The organism is Sphingomonas sp. SRI_018, assembly GCF_057586275.1.
The window spans coordinates 60,876-73,940 of the sequence record NZ_JBYCZO010000002.1; the positions used below are offsets into that span (position 1 = coordinate 60,876).

At 67.2% G+C, this 13,065-nt stretch carries 18 protein-coding genes; 12 read left to right on the forward strand and 6 right to left on the reverse strand.

The window, feature by feature from the left end; translation table 11 throughout:
- Nucleotides 1–7 precede the first annotated feature (7 nt).
- Nucleotides 8–1,285 (reverse strand): tRNA uridine-5-carboxymethylaminomethyl(34) synthesis GTPase MnmE, encoded by a 1,278-nt coding sequence (mnmE, locus tag AC2YHA_RS12165; protein WP_487401787.1) that lies wholly within the window; start codon nucleotides 1,283–1,285, stop codon nucleotides 8–10.
- Entirely contained in the window at nucleotides 1,282–1,527 is a 246-nt protein-coding gene (locus AC2YHA_RS12170; protein ID WP_233784648.1) for a DUF6489 family protein, read from the reverse strand. The genes mnmE and AC2YHA_RS12170 overlap by 4 nt, the downstream gene beginning before the upstream one ends.
- 31 nt (nucleotides 1,528–1,558) lie before the next feature.
- On the opposite strand from AC2YHA_RS12170, the gene AC2YHA_RS12175 reads away from it, so the two are divergent.
- Complete coding sequence (locus tag AC2YHA_RS12175) at nucleotides 1,559–2,035, forward strand: methylated-DNA--[protein]-cysteine S-methyltransferase (protein WP_233784647.1); 477 nt, start codon at nucleotides 1,559–1,561, stop codon at nucleotides 2,033–2,035.
- Nucleotides 2,032–2,724, forward strand: a complete 693-nt coding sequence (locus tag AC2YHA_RS12180; RefSeq protein WP_487401788.1) for a dienelactone hydrolase family protein — start codon at nucleotides 2,032–2,034, stop codon at nucleotides 2,722–2,724. Before AC2YHA_RS12175 ends, AC2YHA_RS12180 begins: the two co-directional genes overlap by 4 nt.
- 4 nt (nucleotides 2,725–2,728) lie before the next feature.
- Here AC2YHA_RS12180 and AC2YHA_RS12185 read toward each other — a convergent pair whose 3' ends face one another.
- From AC2YHA_RS12185 to hemE, 4 genes are all read right to left on the reverse strand, one after another.
- Entirely contained in the window at nucleotides 2,729–3,379 is a 651-nt protein-coding gene (locus AC2YHA_RS12185) for a TerC family protein (protein WP_487401789.1), read from the reverse strand.
- 152 nt (nucleotides 3,380–3,531) lie between these two features.
- Nucleotides 3,532–4,788, reverse strand: coding sequence for a transcription termination factor Rho (gene rho / locus AC2YHA_RS12190; protein ID WP_233784644.1), 1,257 nt, complete (start codon nucleotides 4,786–4,788; stop codon nucleotides 3,532–3,534).
- 159 nt (nucleotides 4,789–4,947) lie between these two features.
- Complete coding sequence (locus tag AC2YHA_RS12195) at nucleotides 4,948–5,403, reverse strand: CopD family protein (protein ID WP_487401790.1); 456 nt, start codon at nucleotides 5,401–5,403, stop codon at nucleotides 4,948–4,950.
- Nucleotides 5,400–6,434, reverse strand: a complete 1,035-nt coding sequence (gene hemE, locus AC2YHA_RS12200; RefSeq protein ID WP_487401791.1) for a uroporphyrinogen decarboxylase — start codon at nucleotides 6,432–6,434, stop codon at nucleotides 5,400–5,402. Before hemE ends, AC2YHA_RS12195 begins: the two co-directional genes overlap by 4 nt.
- A gap of 298 nt (nucleotides 6,435–6,732) precedes the next feature.
- On the opposite strand from hemE, the gene AC2YHA_RS12205 reads away from it, so the two are divergent.
- The 10 genes from AC2YHA_RS12205 (at nucleotide 6,733) to AC2YHA_RS12250 (ending at nucleotide 13,011) form a co-directional block, all read left to right on the forward strand.
- Nucleotides 6,733–7,554, forward strand: a complete 822-nt coding sequence (locus AC2YHA_RS12205) for a pyruvate, water dikinase regulatory protein (RefSeq protein WP_233784642.1) — start codon at nucleotides 6,733–6,735, stop codon at nucleotides 7,552–7,554.
- The gene (locus AC2YHA_RS12210) at nucleotides 7,551–8,141 is read left to right on the forward strand and encodes a Maf family protein (RefSeq protein ID WP_487401792.1); all 591 of its coding nucleotides are present in this window, start codon (nucleotides 7,551–7,553) and stop codon (nucleotides 8,139–8,141) included. The genes AC2YHA_RS12205 and AC2YHA_RS12210 overlap by 4 nt, the downstream gene beginning before the upstream one ends.
- Nucleotides 8,138–8,950: a shikimate dehydrogenase family protein gene (locus tag AC2YHA_RS12215; RefSeq protein ID WP_487401793.1), complete on the forward strand. Its 813-nt coding sequence runs from the start codon at nucleotides 8,138–8,140 to the stop codon at nucleotides 8,948–8,950. The genes AC2YHA_RS12210 and AC2YHA_RS12215 overlap by 4 nt, the downstream gene beginning before the upstream one ends.
- On the forward strand, nucleotides 8,947–9,540 hold the full coding sequence (gene coaE / locus AC2YHA_RS12220; protein WP_487401794.1) for a dephospho-CoA kinase: 594 nt from the start codon (nucleotides 8,947–8,949) through the stop codon (nucleotides 9,538–9,540). Before AC2YHA_RS12215 ends, coaE begins: the two co-directional genes overlap by 4 nt.
- 8 nt (nucleotides 9,541–9,548) lie before the next feature.
- Nucleotides 9,549–10,235 (forward strand): DNA polymerase III subunit epsilon, encoded by a 687-nt coding sequence (dnaQ, locus tag AC2YHA_RS12225; protein ID WP_487401795.1) that lies wholly within the window; start codon nucleotides 9,549–9,551, stop codon nucleotides 10,233–10,235.
- A 56-nt stretch (nucleotides 10,236–10,291) separates the two neighbouring features.
- Complete coding sequence (gene hpf / locus AC2YHA_RS12230; protein ID WP_233784637.1) at nucleotides 10,292–10,873, forward strand: ribosome hibernation-promoting factor, HPF/YfiA family; 582 nt, start codon at nucleotides 10,292–10,294, stop codon at nucleotides 10,871–10,873.
- A 23-nt stretch (nucleotides 10,874–10,896) separates the two neighbouring features.
- Nucleotides 10,897–11,364, forward strand: a complete 468-nt coding sequence (locus tag AC2YHA_RS12235) for a PTS sugar transporter subunit IIA (RefSeq protein WP_233784636.1) — start codon at nucleotides 10,897–10,899, stop codon at nucleotides 11,362–11,364.
- Nucleotides 11,354–11,821, forward strand: a complete 468-nt coding sequence (locus AC2YHA_RS12240) for a PaaI family thioesterase (protein ID WP_487401796.1) — start codon at nucleotides 11,354–11,356, stop codon at nucleotides 11,819–11,821. Before AC2YHA_RS12235 ends, AC2YHA_RS12240 begins: the two co-directional genes overlap by 11 nt.
- Complete coding sequence (locus AC2YHA_RS12245) at nucleotides 11,818–12,156, forward strand: DUF1491 family protein (protein ID WP_233784634.1); 339 nt, start codon at nucleotides 11,818–11,820, stop codon at nucleotides 12,154–12,156. Before AC2YHA_RS12240 ends, AC2YHA_RS12245 begins: the two co-directional genes overlap by 4 nt.
- A gap of 219 nt (nucleotides 12,157–12,375) precedes the next feature.
- Entirely contained in the window at nucleotides 12,376–13,011 is a 636-nt protein-coding gene (locus AC2YHA_RS12250) for a cell wall hydrolase (RefSeq protein WP_487401797.1), read from the forward strand.
- Nucleotides 13,012–13,065 lie beyond the last annotated feature (54 nt).

Sequence of the window (13,065 nt, forward strand, 5' to 3'; positions counted from 1 at the left end):
TGAAACATCACTTGCCGATGCAGAAGCGGCTGAACAGATCGTCGAGGACATTCTCCACGCCTGCTCGTCCGGTAAGCCGGTCGAACTGGACAAGCGCGTGACGCAGTTCCTCGGCGATCAGCAGCGGATCGGACGCCGCAGCGGCGAGGCCCAGCGCCGCGGCGGCGGCGCTGGCCAGCTCCGCCTGCCGCCGGTTGAGAGCGACCGCATCGGGCGCGGGCAACAGCGTCGTCGCCCGCTCGACCAGAACGTCCCACAGCGCCTCCATCCCCTCCCCCGTCGCCGCCGAGATCGCAAGACGGTCGGGACGAGAGGGACGCGCATCGGCACGCGGGTGGATGGCCAGCATCGCCGGCTCGGGCGGCGCCTCATCCCCCAGCCACAGCACGATATCGGCAAGCGCCGCCGCCTCGCGCGCGCGCGCGATACCGATCGCCTCGATCGGGTCATCGGTCTCGGCGGCGAGACCGGCGGTATCGGTGAGCAGCCAGGCGATGCCTCGCCGTGTCACCGGCGCCTCGATGCGATCGCGCGTCGTGCCGGCGATCGGCGAGACGATTGCGGCCTCCCGCCCGGCCATCGCATTGAGCAGAGTCGATTTGCCGCTGTTCGGTGGTCCGGCGAGGACGACACGGATGCCTTCGTGCAATCGCTCCGCCGGCGGTTGCGCCAGCATCGCTTCGATCTCGCGCGCCAGCGTCTCCGCGTCCTCGCGAACGCCGGTGGCGATCGATTCCGCCTCGACGTCACCTTCGTCCTCATGGTCGATCGCCGCTTCAATCCGTGCGGCGAGCGTCACCGTCCGCGCGCTCCATTGCTCGACCTGGCGACGCAGCCCGCCTTCGGCGCTGGCGATGGCGGACCGACGCTGCGCTTCGGTCTCGGCAGCAAGGAGATCGGCAAGACCCTCGGCCTCGGTGAGATCGATACGGCCATTGGCGAGCGCACGGCGAGTGAATTCACCGGGCTCCGCCGCACGCAGACCCGGCATCGCCGCCAGCGCGGCATCGACGGCACGTACGACCGCGCGACCGCCGTGAAGATGCAACTCGGCGACGTCCTCGCCTGTCGCACTGTCGGGACCGGGAAACAGCAGGACCAGCGCGCGATCGAGCAGGGCACCTGTCGCCGGATCACGGAGCGAGCGCAACGCGGCGGAGCGCGGTCGGGGCAGCCGATCCGCCAATGCCTTGACCGCCGCAAAGGCCCCCGCCCCGCTCAGCCGTATGATCGCGATCGCTGCCGGCGGCGTGCCGCTCGACAGCGCGAAGATGGTGTCGCTCATCCGCCGGATTTGTTGCTCGGCTTGGTCGCGCTCTCGAACAGCGTGCGCCACAGGTTGAGGCCGGCCTCGCCCATCGGCGCCCAGCTCTTCATCACCGATTCGAGCAACTCGGGCGACGCGCCGCCGTTCATCGCCTCCTGCATCATCGCGACATAGCGATCGTGGAGCGGTGTCAGGTCGGGCAATCCGATCGCGCGGCGCGCTTCTTCGGGGGTGCAGTCGATCTCGACGTTGATCTTCATGGGCGCGCGTCCCCGTGTTAACCTCTGAGCCATGCCTTATGCGCGCGACACAGCCCTGATCGCAACGCCCGTCGGTACCATACGGATCGAAGGAGATGCGACCATCATTCACCGCATCGCGATCGAGCGCGATCGCTCGCCTCCGTCGCGAGCGCACGCGCCGGCGGTCGTTGCCGCGGCCGAGCAGCTCGAGGCGTGGTTCGATGGTGCGCTGCAGCAATTCACCTTGCCACTCGAACCCGCAAAAACCACGCGAGGACAAGAACTTAGGGGTGGACTGATCGCCATCGGTTACGGCGAGACGATGAGCTATGGCGCGCTCGCTCGCCGGCTCGATTCAGGCCCGCGCGCCATCGGGCAGCTCTGCTCGCGCAATCCCTTTCCGATCGTCGTCCCCTGCCACCGCGTGCTTGGCGCGGACGGGCTCGGCCATTATTCGGCGGGCGAGGGACTCGCCACCAAACGGTGGCTGCTCGACCACGAAGCCAGGCACGGGAGACTCATATGACGCTGACGATCGAAGCGCTCGACGGCCAAGGCAGCTTCTCCGCCTATGTCGCCCGCCCGACCCGCGAGCCGCGCGCGGCGATCGTGGTCATCCAGGAGATCTTCGGGGTGAATCCGGGCATCCGCCAAAAGTGCGACAAGCTCGCCGCCGACGGCTATCTCGCGGTGGCGCCCGACCTGTTCTGGCGGCTGCAACCCGGCATCGAGCTCGATCCCGACGTGCCCGAGCAGTTCCAACAGGCGCTCGACTGGATGGGCAGGTTCGACCAGGACGCCGGCATCCGCGACATCGAGGCGACGATCCGCGCCGCCCGCGCCGAGATCGGCGGCGGCAAGGTCGGCTGCGTCGGCTACTGCCTGGGCGGCCGGCTCGCCTATATGACCGCGGCGCGCACCGACGTGGACGCCAGCGTCGGCTATTATGCGGTCGGCATCGACAATCTCCTCGGCGAGAAGCACGCGATCGCGCATCCGCTGCTCCTGCATATCGCCGGCGCCGACCATTTCGTGTCGCCCGAGGTGCAGAAGACAATGCACGAGGGGCTCGACGATCATCCCAAGGTCGCCTTGGTCGACTATCCGGGCGAAGATCACGGCTTCGCGACCGAGATGGGCAAGCGCCGCTCACCCGACTCTGCCGTGCGCGCCGATGCGGTGACACGGCAGTTCTTCGCCGACAATCTCGGCTGACGCGTTAGCTGAACAGCCTCAGCACCCCGACCTGGTGGTCGGTCCAGCCCTCGTAGATCATCTTGAAGGCGACGTAGAGGATCACCGCCAGGCCGATATAGGCGATCCAGCGGTGGCGCTCGATGTATTTGGCGATGACGTTGGCGGCGATGCCCATCAGCGCGACCGAGAGCAGCAGGCCGACGATCAGGATGCCCGGATGCTCGCGCGCGGCACCGGCAACGGCAAGGACGTTGTCGAGGCTCATCGACACGTCCGCGACCGCGACCGCCCAGGCAGCGGCGGCGAAGCTCTTGGCGGGCTTCAGATTGCCGAGTTCCTCGTCGTGATTCACGTCCTGCCGGATCTCGCGCCACATCTTCCATGACACCCACAGCAGCAGCAGGCCGCCGGCAAAGATCAGGCCGATGATCTGCATGAGCTGCGTCACCGCCAGCGCGAAGATGATGCGCAGCACCAGCGCGGCGATGATGCCGATCAGGATCACCTGCTTGCGCTGATTGGCGGGAAGACCAGCGGCGAGCGCGCCGACAACGATGGCGTTGTCGCCCGCCAGCATCACGTCGATCGCCAGGACCTGCAGGAACGCGCTCAGCGCGCTCGGGCTGGTGATGTTGGCGAAGTCGTTGACGATATGCTGCCAGAGCTCGGTCATGCCGGCGGGCTTAGCGGGTTAGCCGGCGAGGGCAAAGGGATTCAGCACCCGTCAGGGCGTGAGCAAAGCCCACGCCGTCGGCCGGAGCCTTGCTCCGCCGGCCGAGCCGGTGCGAGTCCGGAATTAGCGGCGCTAATTCCGGCCGCACTCGGCTACTGATTCATCGAATCGAAGAAATCCTCGTTGGTCTTGGAGTCCTTCATCTTGTCGAGCAGGAACTCCATCGCGTCGACGGTGCCCATCTGCATGAGAATGCGGCGCAGCACCCACATCTTCGACAGCTTGTCCTTCGGGACGAGCAGCTCTTCCTTGCGGGTGCCGGACTTGCCGACGTCCATTGCCGGGAAGATGCGCTTGTCGGCGACCTTGCGGTCGAGCACGATCTCGGAGTTGCCGGTACCCTTGAATTCCTCGAAGATCACCTCGTCCATGCGGCTGCCGGTGTCGATCAGCGCGGTGGCGATGATCGAGAGCGAGCCGCCCTCCTCGATGTTGCGCGCGGCGCCGAAGAAACGCTTCGGCCGCTGCAGGGCGTTGGCGTCGACGCCGCCGGTCAGCACCTTGCCCGAGCTCGGCACCACGGTGTTGTAGGCGCGGCCGAGGCGGGTGATCGAATCGAGCAGGATCACCACGTCCTTCTTGTGCTCGACCAGGCGCTTGGCCTTCTCGATCACCATTTCCGCCACCTGGACGTGACGCGTCGCCGGCTCGTCGAAGGTCGAGGAGACGACCTCGCCGCGCACCGAGCGCTGCATGTCGGTGACTTCCTCGGGCCGCTCGTCGATCAGCAGCACGATCAGGAAGACCTCGGGATGGTTGTCGGTGATCGCCTTGGCGATGTTCTGCAGCATCACCGTCTTGCCGACGCGGGGCGGCGCGACGATCAGCGTGCGCTGGCCCTTGCCCTGCGGCGAGACGATGTCGATGACGCGCGCCGACTTGTCCTTTTGGGTCGGATCGAGCTGGTCGAGCGTCAGCTTCTGCTCGGGATAGAGCGGCGTCAGATTGTCGAAGTTGACGCGATGGCGGACCGCGTCGGGGTCGTCGAAATTGACCGAGACCAGCTTGGTCAGCGCGAAATAGCGCTCGCCGTCCTTAGGCCCGCGGATCTCGCCCTCGACCGTGTCGCCGGTGCGCAGGCCGAACTTGCGGACCTGGTTGGGCGAGACATAGATGTCGTCGGGGCCGGCGAGATAGTTCGCCTCGGGGCTGCGCAGGAAACCGAAGCCGTCGGGCAGCACCTCGATCGTGCCGAGACCCATGATCTGCTCGCCGTTCTCGGCCTGGACCTTGAGGATCGCGAACATCAGGTCCTGCTTGCGCAGGGTCGACGCGCCCTCGATACCGAGTTCTTCGGCCATGCTGACCAGCTCGGCGGGGGATTTCTTCTTGAGGTCCTTGAGATGCATTTCAAGCGTCCGGTAGGTAGGATCGAGGGAGATTGGCAGGCGCTGAACGGCTGAGGAAGTGCGAGCGCGCTGGCGATGAAAGGAGGGATGCCGAGCCCGCTGGAGCGGTGTCCCGACACAGAAGTGAGTTAGGTGCGGCTCAAGCCCAAGTCAAGGCGCTCAGAAGGGGCGGACGATCACCAGGATGACGATCAGCGTGACGGCGAGCGCCGGAATCTCGTTGATCATCCGCAGCGTCCGCGTCGCGAGCGTGGCTTGGCCGCGCGCGAGCTTCTTCGCATAGGCGACCGCCCAGCCGTGGTAGCCCGAGAGCAGCACCACCAGCAGCAGCTTGGCATGGAGCCAGCCGAGATTCGGCGCGCCGTCGAACAGGCCGAGGTTGGTAGCCAGCATCAGGCCGAGCACCCACACCAGGATCATCGACGGCGTCAGGATCATCCGCCGGAGCTTGGCTTCGCGCTCGACCCATTTCGCCGCTTCCCCGGGGTTTCCGAGCGCGTCCTGGTGATGGACCAGATAGCGCGGCAGCATGAACAGCCCGGCCATCCAGAAGATCACGAAAATGACATGCGCCGCTTTGACCCAGAGATAGGTGCTGCCGAGCCAATTGCTCATGCCGTCCTCCGTACGCGGGCCAGCAGTTGCTCGACATGCGCGATTGGCGTGTCGGGCAAGATGCCATGGCCGAGGTTGAACACATGCGGCCGATCCTCGAAGGCCGCAAGGATCCGATCGATCGCATCGTCGAGCGGCGCGCCGCCGGCGATCAGCGCGAGCGGGTCGAGATTGCCCTGCACCGGCAACCCCGCGGGCAGGCCGGTGGCTGCCCACAACGGATCGACCGTCTCGTCGATGCCGACCGCATCGACGCCGGTCTCGCGCGCATAGGCCGGGAGCTTGCCGCCGGCGCCCTTGGGGAAGCCGATGATCGCGACGTCCGGGCAGCGCGTGCGGAGTTCCGAGACGATCCGGGCGGTGGGACCGATCACCCAGGTCTCGAACTGCGCAGGAGAAAGGCTGCCCGCCCAGCTGTCGAACAATTGCACCGCCTCGACGCCGGCAGCGACCTGGCCTTCCAGATAATCGAGCGTCGTCGCGACGATGCGATCGACCAGTGCCGCCATCAGCCCGGGATCGGCATAGGCGAGCCGGCGCGCCTCGGCCTGCTCGCGGCTGCCCTGGCCGGCGATCATATAGGTCGACACCGTCCACGGCGCCCCTGCGAAGCCGAGGAAGGTCGTGGCAGGATCGAGCGACGCCTTCACCCGGCGCACCGTCTCATAAACCGGATCGAGCCGCCCCGGCACCGGCACGAGCTCATCGATCGTGCTGCGGCCGATCGTGGGGGCGAGCCGCGGGCCCTCGCCCATCTCGAACCACAGATCCTGCCCGAGCGCCCACGGCACCATCAGGATGTCGGAGAACAGGATCGCACCGTCGAAGCCGAAGCGGCGGATCGGCTGGAGTGTGACCTCGGCCGCCGCGGCGCTGTCGGTCACCAACTCGAGAAAGCCGCCCTTCTTTTCTCTCAGCGCGCGATATTCGGGCAGATAGCGCCCGGCCTGGCGCATCAGCCATGTCGGGGGGATCGCCTGCCGCTCCCCCTTCAGCGTCGCCAGCAGCGGCTTGCTCTCGTTCACGCTCACCGGCGTCGCCTACCTCTATTAAAGGAAAAATCTAAGGGTTGTTGAAGGTTGTTGGCGGGTGGATGGCCGGGATTAGGCGAGCATCCCGCATCTGCCAACAGCTTGACGATGCGATTCATCGCGGCGCGGACGGGAGTCGGGCAGCGGCATCCCCGCTATCCACAGGCTGTGGGGCAAATCGGGCGCTGTCGGCGGGGCTGTGGATTGTCATGGACGAATCGATCGGAATCACCTCGCTTGGCGCATGGACGGGGTTGCGCTAGCGCTCGTCCCCATGTTTTCCACAGGTCTGTCCTGAATGCGGCTCCATCTGCACCTCCTGTCGGATTCGACCGGCGAGACGCTGGAGAACATCGCCAAGGCGGCGCTCGCCCAATATGACGACGTCGAGACGCAGCGCCATTTCTGGCCGATGGTGAGAAGCGAGGCGCACCTCGAGCGCATCCTGCAGGAGATCGCGCAGAATCCCGGCCTGGTGCTGTTCACGCTGGTGAACCATGCGATCCGCGAGACGCTGGAGAGCCGGTGCCGGGCGATGGGCCTTCCGGCGGTGGCGCCACTCGACGGGGTCAACGACGCGCTGTCGGCGATGCTGGGGCAGGAGGCGAAGGCGCGGCCCGGCCGGCAGCACATGCTTGACGCCGCCTATTTCGCGCGCGTCGACGCGATCCAGTTCACCATCGCCCATGACGACGGCATCGCGCCGGAGGATTGGGAAGAGGCGGACATCGTGCTGGTCGGGGTCTCGCGATCGTCGAAGACGCCGACGTCGATCTATCTCGCCAATCGCGGCTACAAGGCCGCCAACGTGCCGATCGTCGTCGAATCGCCGCCGCCGTCCGAACTGTTCGCGCTCAGGAATCCGCTGATCGTCGGCCTCACCACGAGCGCCGACCGGCTGGTGCAGATCCGGCGCAACCGTCTGCTCTCGCTCAACCAGAAGACCGAGACCGCCTATGTCGAGCAGGAAGCGGTGGCGAAGGAGGTCGCTTATGCCCGCCGCATGTTCGCCGACAACGGCTGGCCGGTGATCGACGTCACCCGCCGCTCGATCGAGGAGACGGCCGCGGCGATCATCGGCCTCGTCAACGACCGCAACCTGCCGAAGGTGGAGACATGAGATTGATCCTGGCGTCCGGCAGCGCGTCGCGCCGGGCGATGCTGGAGGCGGCGGGCGTGCCGTTCATGGCGGTGCCGCCCAACGTCGACGAAGCGGCAGCCAAGGCAGGGCTCGCCGGCGTGAGCGCGCGCGACACTGCCGATGCACTCGCCGAATTGAAGGCGCGCAAAGTGTCGATGAACGAGCCCGGCGCGCTCGTGCTCGGCAGTGATTCGATCGTCGAGCTTGCCGACGGCGCGATCCTCGACAAGCCGGCAACGCGCGCCGAGGCCGAGGAGCATCTGAGGCTTCTGTCGGGCAAGCGTCACAAGATCCATAGCGCCGCGGTGATCGCCGAAGCCGGCCGGCCGGTGTGGCGCGAGGTCGATACCGCGACATTGTTCGTGCGGCCGTTGAGCGATGCCTTCGTGCAAGCCTATCTCGATGCCGAATGGCCGGCGATCGCCGGCTGCGTGGGCTGCTTCCGGATCGAGGGACTGGGTGCCCAGCTCTTCGCTCGCATCGATGGAAGCCACTTCACCGTGCTCGGCCTGCCGCTGCTGCCGGTGCTCGATTATCTGCGTGTGAGAGGCGTGTTGACGTCATGACGCGAGCCTATGCCGAGGTGATCGGCGATCCGATCGTCCAGTCCAAGTCGCCGGTGATCCATGGCTTCTGGCTCGATGCGCTCGGCATCGATGCCGAATATCGCAAGACGCTGGTCACGCCGGACGGTCTCGCCGCCTATTTCGCCGAGCGCCGTGCCGATCCGGCCTGGCGGGGGTGCAACATCACGCTGCCGCACAAGGTCGCCGCGCTCGATCATGTCGAGGATCGCGGCGGCATCCGCCAGTCGATCGGCGCGATCAACTGCGTGCTGCGCGACGGCGATGCCCTGATCGGCACCAACACCGACGCCGGCGGGTTCGCCGCGCCGATCGGTGGACTCGACCTCGCCGGCCAGCACGTGACGGTGATCGGTGCGGGCGGCGCGGCGCGGGCGGTGCTGTTCGCGCTGGCGCGGCTGGAGGTCGGCCGCGTCACGCTGATGAACCGCACGCCGCTCAAGGCCGCCGGCCTGCTCGCGCAATTCGGACTCAAGGGCGATGTGGTGCCGCTCACCGCGCCGCTCGCGCCGACCAGCGCGCTGCTGGTCAACACCAGCGCGCTCGGCATGACCGGCCATCCTCCGCTGGAGATCGATCTCTCGCCGCTGTCCGAGGAGGCGGTGGTCTATGACATCGTCTATTCACCGCTGGAGACGCCGCTGTTGGCACAGGCGCGCGCGCGTGAGCTGGATACCGTCGACGGCCTGGAGATGCTGGTGGGGCAGGCGGCGCTCGCGTTCGAGCTGCTGTTCGATGCCGAGCCCCCTCGCGAGCGCGACGACGAGCTGCGCGCCTTGCTGACGTCATGATCAAGCTGGGCCTCACCGGCTCGATCGGCATGGGGAAATCGACTGTCGCGGCGATGTTCGCCGATGAAGGCGTCCCCGTATTTGACGCCGACGCCGTGGTTCATCGATTGCAGGGCCCGGGCGGGCGTATCCTGCCGACGATCGAGGCACGTTTTCCTGGCACCACAGGACCGGCGGGGGTGGACCGGCCAGCGCTCGGCGCTGCGGTGTTCGGCAGGCCCGGCGAACTGAAGGCGCTGGAGGCGATCGTCCACCCCGCCGTGCGCGAGGAGCGTGCTGGATTCCTCACCGAACATGCCGATGCGCCGCTCGTCGTGCTCGACATCCCGCTGCTGTTCGAGACCCACGGTGAGGCTCAGGTCGACAAGGTCGCGGTGGTCTCCGCCCCGCCCGAGGTCCAGCGCGAACGCGTGCTGGCCCGGCCCGGCATGACCGAGGAACGATTCGCCGCGATCCTTGCCAAGCAGATGCCCGACGCGGAAAAGCGCGCCCGCGCCGATTTCGTCATCCCGACCGGCGGACCGCTGGACGAGACGCGCGCCGTCGTGCGCTGCGTGATCGCTTGCCTGATGCCGCAGTCGGGAGGATAAGGGGCCATATGCGCGAGATCGTGTTCGACACCGAGACCACCGGCCTCAGCTTCGCCGGTGGCGACCGGCTGGTCGAGATCGGCTGCGTGGAGCTGATCAACAAGGTCGAGACCGGCCGCACCTTCCACGCCTATATCAATCCCGAGCGCGCGATGGCGGCCGAAGCGCAGGCTGTGCACGGCCTGGGGGACGCCTTCCTCGCGGACAAGCCGGTGTTCGCCTCGCTGGTCGGCGAGCTGCTGGAGTTTCTCGGCGACGCGCCGCTGGTCGCGCACAACGCCGGGTTCGACTTCAGCTTCCTGAACGGCGAGCTCGGCCGCTGCGGCCATCCCGAAGTGTGCCGCACGCGGATGATCGACACGCTGGTGCTGGCGCGGACGAAGCATCCGGGCGCCAAGCACACGCTCGACGCGCTCTGCACGCGTTACGGCATCGATCGCAGCCACCGTGTGCTCCACGGAGCACTGCTCGACGCGCAGCTGCTCGCGCAGGTCTATGTCGAGCTGTCCGGCGGACGGCAGATCGGGTTGGGGCTCGCGGTCGAGGTCGAGACGGTGGAGGTCGCGGCGCCGGTGACGCGCGCCGTGGTGCGGCCGGCGCGGCCGCACGCCGCCAGCGAGGAAGAACTTGCGCGCCACGCCGAGTTCCTGACGACGGTCAAGGAACCGTTATGGGGGTCTCCGGCGTTGGGATGAGTCCGCCGGGGGGCGCGCTTCCTTTGCGCCATCCCCAATTTTGAAAGGAGGAAGCGATGGATATCCGGGTCTCTGGCCATCAGGTCGAAACCGGCAACGCGCTCAAGCGCCATGTTGCGGAGCGGCTCCAGGGAATCGCGGACAAATATTTCTCGCGCGCGCTCTCGGCGCAGGTGACCTTCGGCAAGGGGCCGCACGACCATCGCTTCACCTGCGACATCGTCGCGCATGTCATGCAGGGGCTGATCCTCAAGGGCAGCAACGACGGCCAGGACGCGCACGGCGCGTTCGAGGGCGCCGCCGACAAGATCGAGAAGCAGCTGCGACGCTACATGCGCCGGCTCAAGGACCGCAATGCCGGGGAGGCGGTCGCGGTCCAGGAGAGTCAGGCGTATGACAACGCCGGCTATACCGTCTTCAACGCGGGCGGCGAGGAAGACGTCGCCGAGGCCCCGCTGATCATCGCCGAGACCCGCGTCGACGTCCCGAGCGCGAGCGTGTCCGACGCGGTGATGATGCTCGACCTCAGGAACACCAACGCGCTGCTCTTCACCAACAGCGGCACCGGCAGCCTCAACATGGTCTATCGCCGCGGTGACGGGACGATCGGCTGGGTCGAGCCCAACCGCGCCGACTGAGCCCATCTGCCGAAAGATCATCGATGAACGACATTACCGACCTGCTCGGCCCCGACGCCGTGTTCGCGGACATGGCCGTCGGCAGCAAGCGCGCGCTGTTCACCGCGCTCGGCGCCGCTACGGCGAAGCTCTGGGGGATGGACGCCAAGCTGATCGTCGACCGGCTGGCGGCGCGCGAGAAGCTCGGCACCACCGGTTTCGGCGGCGGTATTGCCGTGCCGCACGCGCGAATCGAAGGACTGAGTGGCGTGCGCGGGCTGTTCGCCCGTCTGTCGCGGCCGATCGAGTTCGCGGCGGTCGACGATCTGCCGGTAGACCTGGTGTTCATGCTGCTGTCGCCGGCCGGCGCCGGCGCCGAGCATCTGAAGGCGCTGGCGCGCATCTCGCGGCGGATGCGCGACCGGGCGCTCGCCGACAAGCTGCGCGGCGCGGCATCGCCCGACGCGATCTACGCCCTGCTCACCGGCATCGAAGCCCGCGATGCCGCCTGAGGGGTCGTCTCCGCCCGCCGGCGCGGAGGCGCATTTCCGCGCGCTCGAATCGCTTTATGACGCGGCGCCGATCAACCGGCTGTTCGATTCGCGGATGGAGATCGTCGCGCCGGGCGAGGCGCGGATTCATTTCATCGTCGCGGAAAGCTTCTTCCATGCCGCGGGGGCGCTCCACGGCACCGCCTATTTCAAGATGCTCGACGATGCCGCCTTCTATGCGGCGAACAGCCTGGTCAGCGATCGTTTCCTGCTCACCACCGCCTTCAACCTGCTGTTCACCAAGCCGCTGAGAGCAGGACCAGTGATCGCCGAAGGCCGCTGGGTGAGCGGACAGCGGCGGGTGCTGATCGCCGAGGCGCGCCTGGTCGACGCCTCGGGCGAGGAAGCGGCGCGGGGGACCGGCACCTTCATGCGTTCGAATATCCCGCTGGCGGGGCTGCCTGGTTATCACGCGTGATCGAACGTCTGCCGAGTGGTCTCTTGGCCAAGGCGCTGATCCGCCGAGTCCATGATGCCGGCGGCAGCGCGATGGTGCTCGCGCGGGGCGACGATCAGGCCGGGGCGCTGCTGGTGCTGCTGCTCGAAAGGGGGAGCGAGCCGCGTTTCGTCGAGCGCGGAATCGGCCCCGATGGTCGTACCGCACTCATCCGAACGGGCCCGCGCGAGGAGGATGCGGAGGCGATCGCCGCCTATTGGCGCCGCCGCGTCGAGCGCGATCCCGATTTGTGGGTAATCGAACTGGATATCCCGGAAGGAGAACGATTCGTCGCTGAAACGATTGCGTTGAATTGACTTTGCTGCGCCGCGGAATGACCTACCGGTGTCATTATGTTCGCGTTGTGCCGTTCGAAGTGCGATTTCGGCCGGTGACGCAGTCGGGGGGTATCCCGATCCGTATCGAACCCGCCTCATCGAAGAGCGGGGAAGCCGCCGGATCGTGTGCCAACCGCACTTGATCGTTGTTGAATGTCGTTCGTTGCCCGCGCCGCAATTCCTGCGGCCGTTTTTCTCGTGAGCGCCGTGTTCGTCGGCACCTCGGCGCCCGGCTTCGCCCAGAAGCTCGATTCCGCGCCGCTCACTACGCTCAACGCCATCACCCTTCCCCAGGTTCCGCCCGCTCCGGCGCCCCAGGCCGCCGTTGAGCCGACCGCGACGGTTCAGACCGTCCAGCCGCAGCCTGCGATGATCCAGGCGATTCCGGCCGAGGACGAGCAGCAGCCTGTCCAGGCTGAGGACGATTTCGATTCGCTCGCCGATGCGGTCGCCGCGCAGAACACCGCGCTCGACGACGATCGCGAGCTCCAGTGCCTCGCCTCCGGCGTCTATTTCGAATCGAAGGGCGAGCCGCTCGCCGGCCAGCTGGCGGTCGCCGAGACCATCCTCAACCGCACCCGCTCGGGCCGCTTCCCCACCTCGGTGTGCTCGGTGCTGACCCAGCGCGGCCAGTTCTCGTTCGTGCGCGGCGGCTATGTGCCGACCGGCAAGGGCAAGGCATGGCAGACCGCGGTGGCGGTCGCCAAGGTCGCGCAGCGCGACCTGTGGGATTCGGCTGCCGGCAGTGCGCTTTATTTCCATGCGCGGCGGGTCTCGCCCGGCTGGCGGCTGTCGAAGGTCGCCGCGATCGGCAACCACGTCTTCTATCGCTGAGTCGTTTATCTAGGCGGCACCGGCCCGCTCCCCCACCCGGCCACCCAACGGCAG

What these genes read in the sequence shown, in the direction of transcription:
- AC2YHA_RS12180 (WP_487401788.1), top strand. Translation starts at nt 2,032, where the DNA reads ATGACGCTGACGATCGAAGCGCTCGACGGCCAAGGCAGCTTCTCCGCC.
- dnaQ (WP_487401795.1), top strand. Translation starts at nt 9,549, where the DNA reads ATGCGCGAGATCGTGTTCGACACCGAGACCACCGGCCTCAGCTTCGCC.
- hpf (WP_233784637.1), top strand. Translation starts at nt 10,292, where the DNA reads ATGGATATCCGGGTCTCTGGCCATCAGGTCGAAACCGGCAACGCGCTC.
- AC2YHA_RS12215 (WP_487401793.1), top strand. Translation starts at nt 8,138, where the DNA reads ATGACGCGAGCCTATGCCGAGGTGATCGGCGATCCGATCGTCCAGTCC.
- AC2YHA_RS12205 (WP_233784642.1), top strand. Translation starts at nt 6,733, where the DNA reads ATGCGGCTCCATCTGCACCTCCTGTCGGATTCGACCGGCGAGACGCTG.
- AC2YHA_RS12170 (WP_233784648.1), bottom strand. Translation starts at nt 1,527, where the DNA reads ATGAAGATCAACGTCGAGATCGACTGCACCCCCGAAGAAGCGCGCCGC.
- AC2YHA_RS12185 (WP_487401789.1), bottom strand. Translation starts at nt 3,379, where the DNA reads ATGACCGAGCTCTGGCAGCATATCGTCAACGACTTCGCCAACATCACC.
- AC2YHA_RS12195 (WP_487401790.1), bottom strand. Translation starts at nt 5,403, where the DNA reads ATGAGCAATTGGCTCGGCAGCACCTATCTCTGGGTCAAAGCGGCGCAT.
- AC2YHA_RS12240 (WP_487401796.1), top strand. Translation starts at nt 11,354, where the DNA reads ATGCCGCCTGAGGGGTCGTCTCCGCCCGCCGGCGCGGAGGCGCATTTC.
- coaE (WP_487401794.1), top strand. Translation starts at nt 8,947, where the DNA reads ATGATCAAGCTGGGCCTCACCGGCTCGATCGGCATGGGGAAATCGACT.
- AC2YHA_RS12235 (WP_233784636.1), top strand. Translation starts at nt 10,897, where the DNA reads ATGAACGACATTACCGACCTGCTCGGCCCCGACGCCGTGTTCGCGGAC.
- AC2YHA_RS12175 (WP_233784647.1), top strand. Translation starts at nt 1,559, where the DNA reads ATGCCTTATGCGCGCGACACAGCCCTGATCGCAACGCCCGTCGGTACC.
- mnmE (WP_487401787.1), bottom strand. Translation starts at nt 1,285, where the DNA reads ATGAGCGACACCATCTTCGCGCTGTCGAGCGGCACGCCGCCGGCAGCG.
- AC2YHA_RS12210 (WP_487401792.1), top strand. Translation starts at nt 7,551, where the DNA reads ATGAGATTGATCCTGGCGTCCGGCAGCGCGTCGCGCCGGGCGATGCTG.
- rho (WP_233784644.1), bottom strand. Translation starts at nt 4,788, where the DNA reads ATGCATCTCAAGGACCTCAAGAAGAAATCCCCCGCCGAGCTGGTCAGC.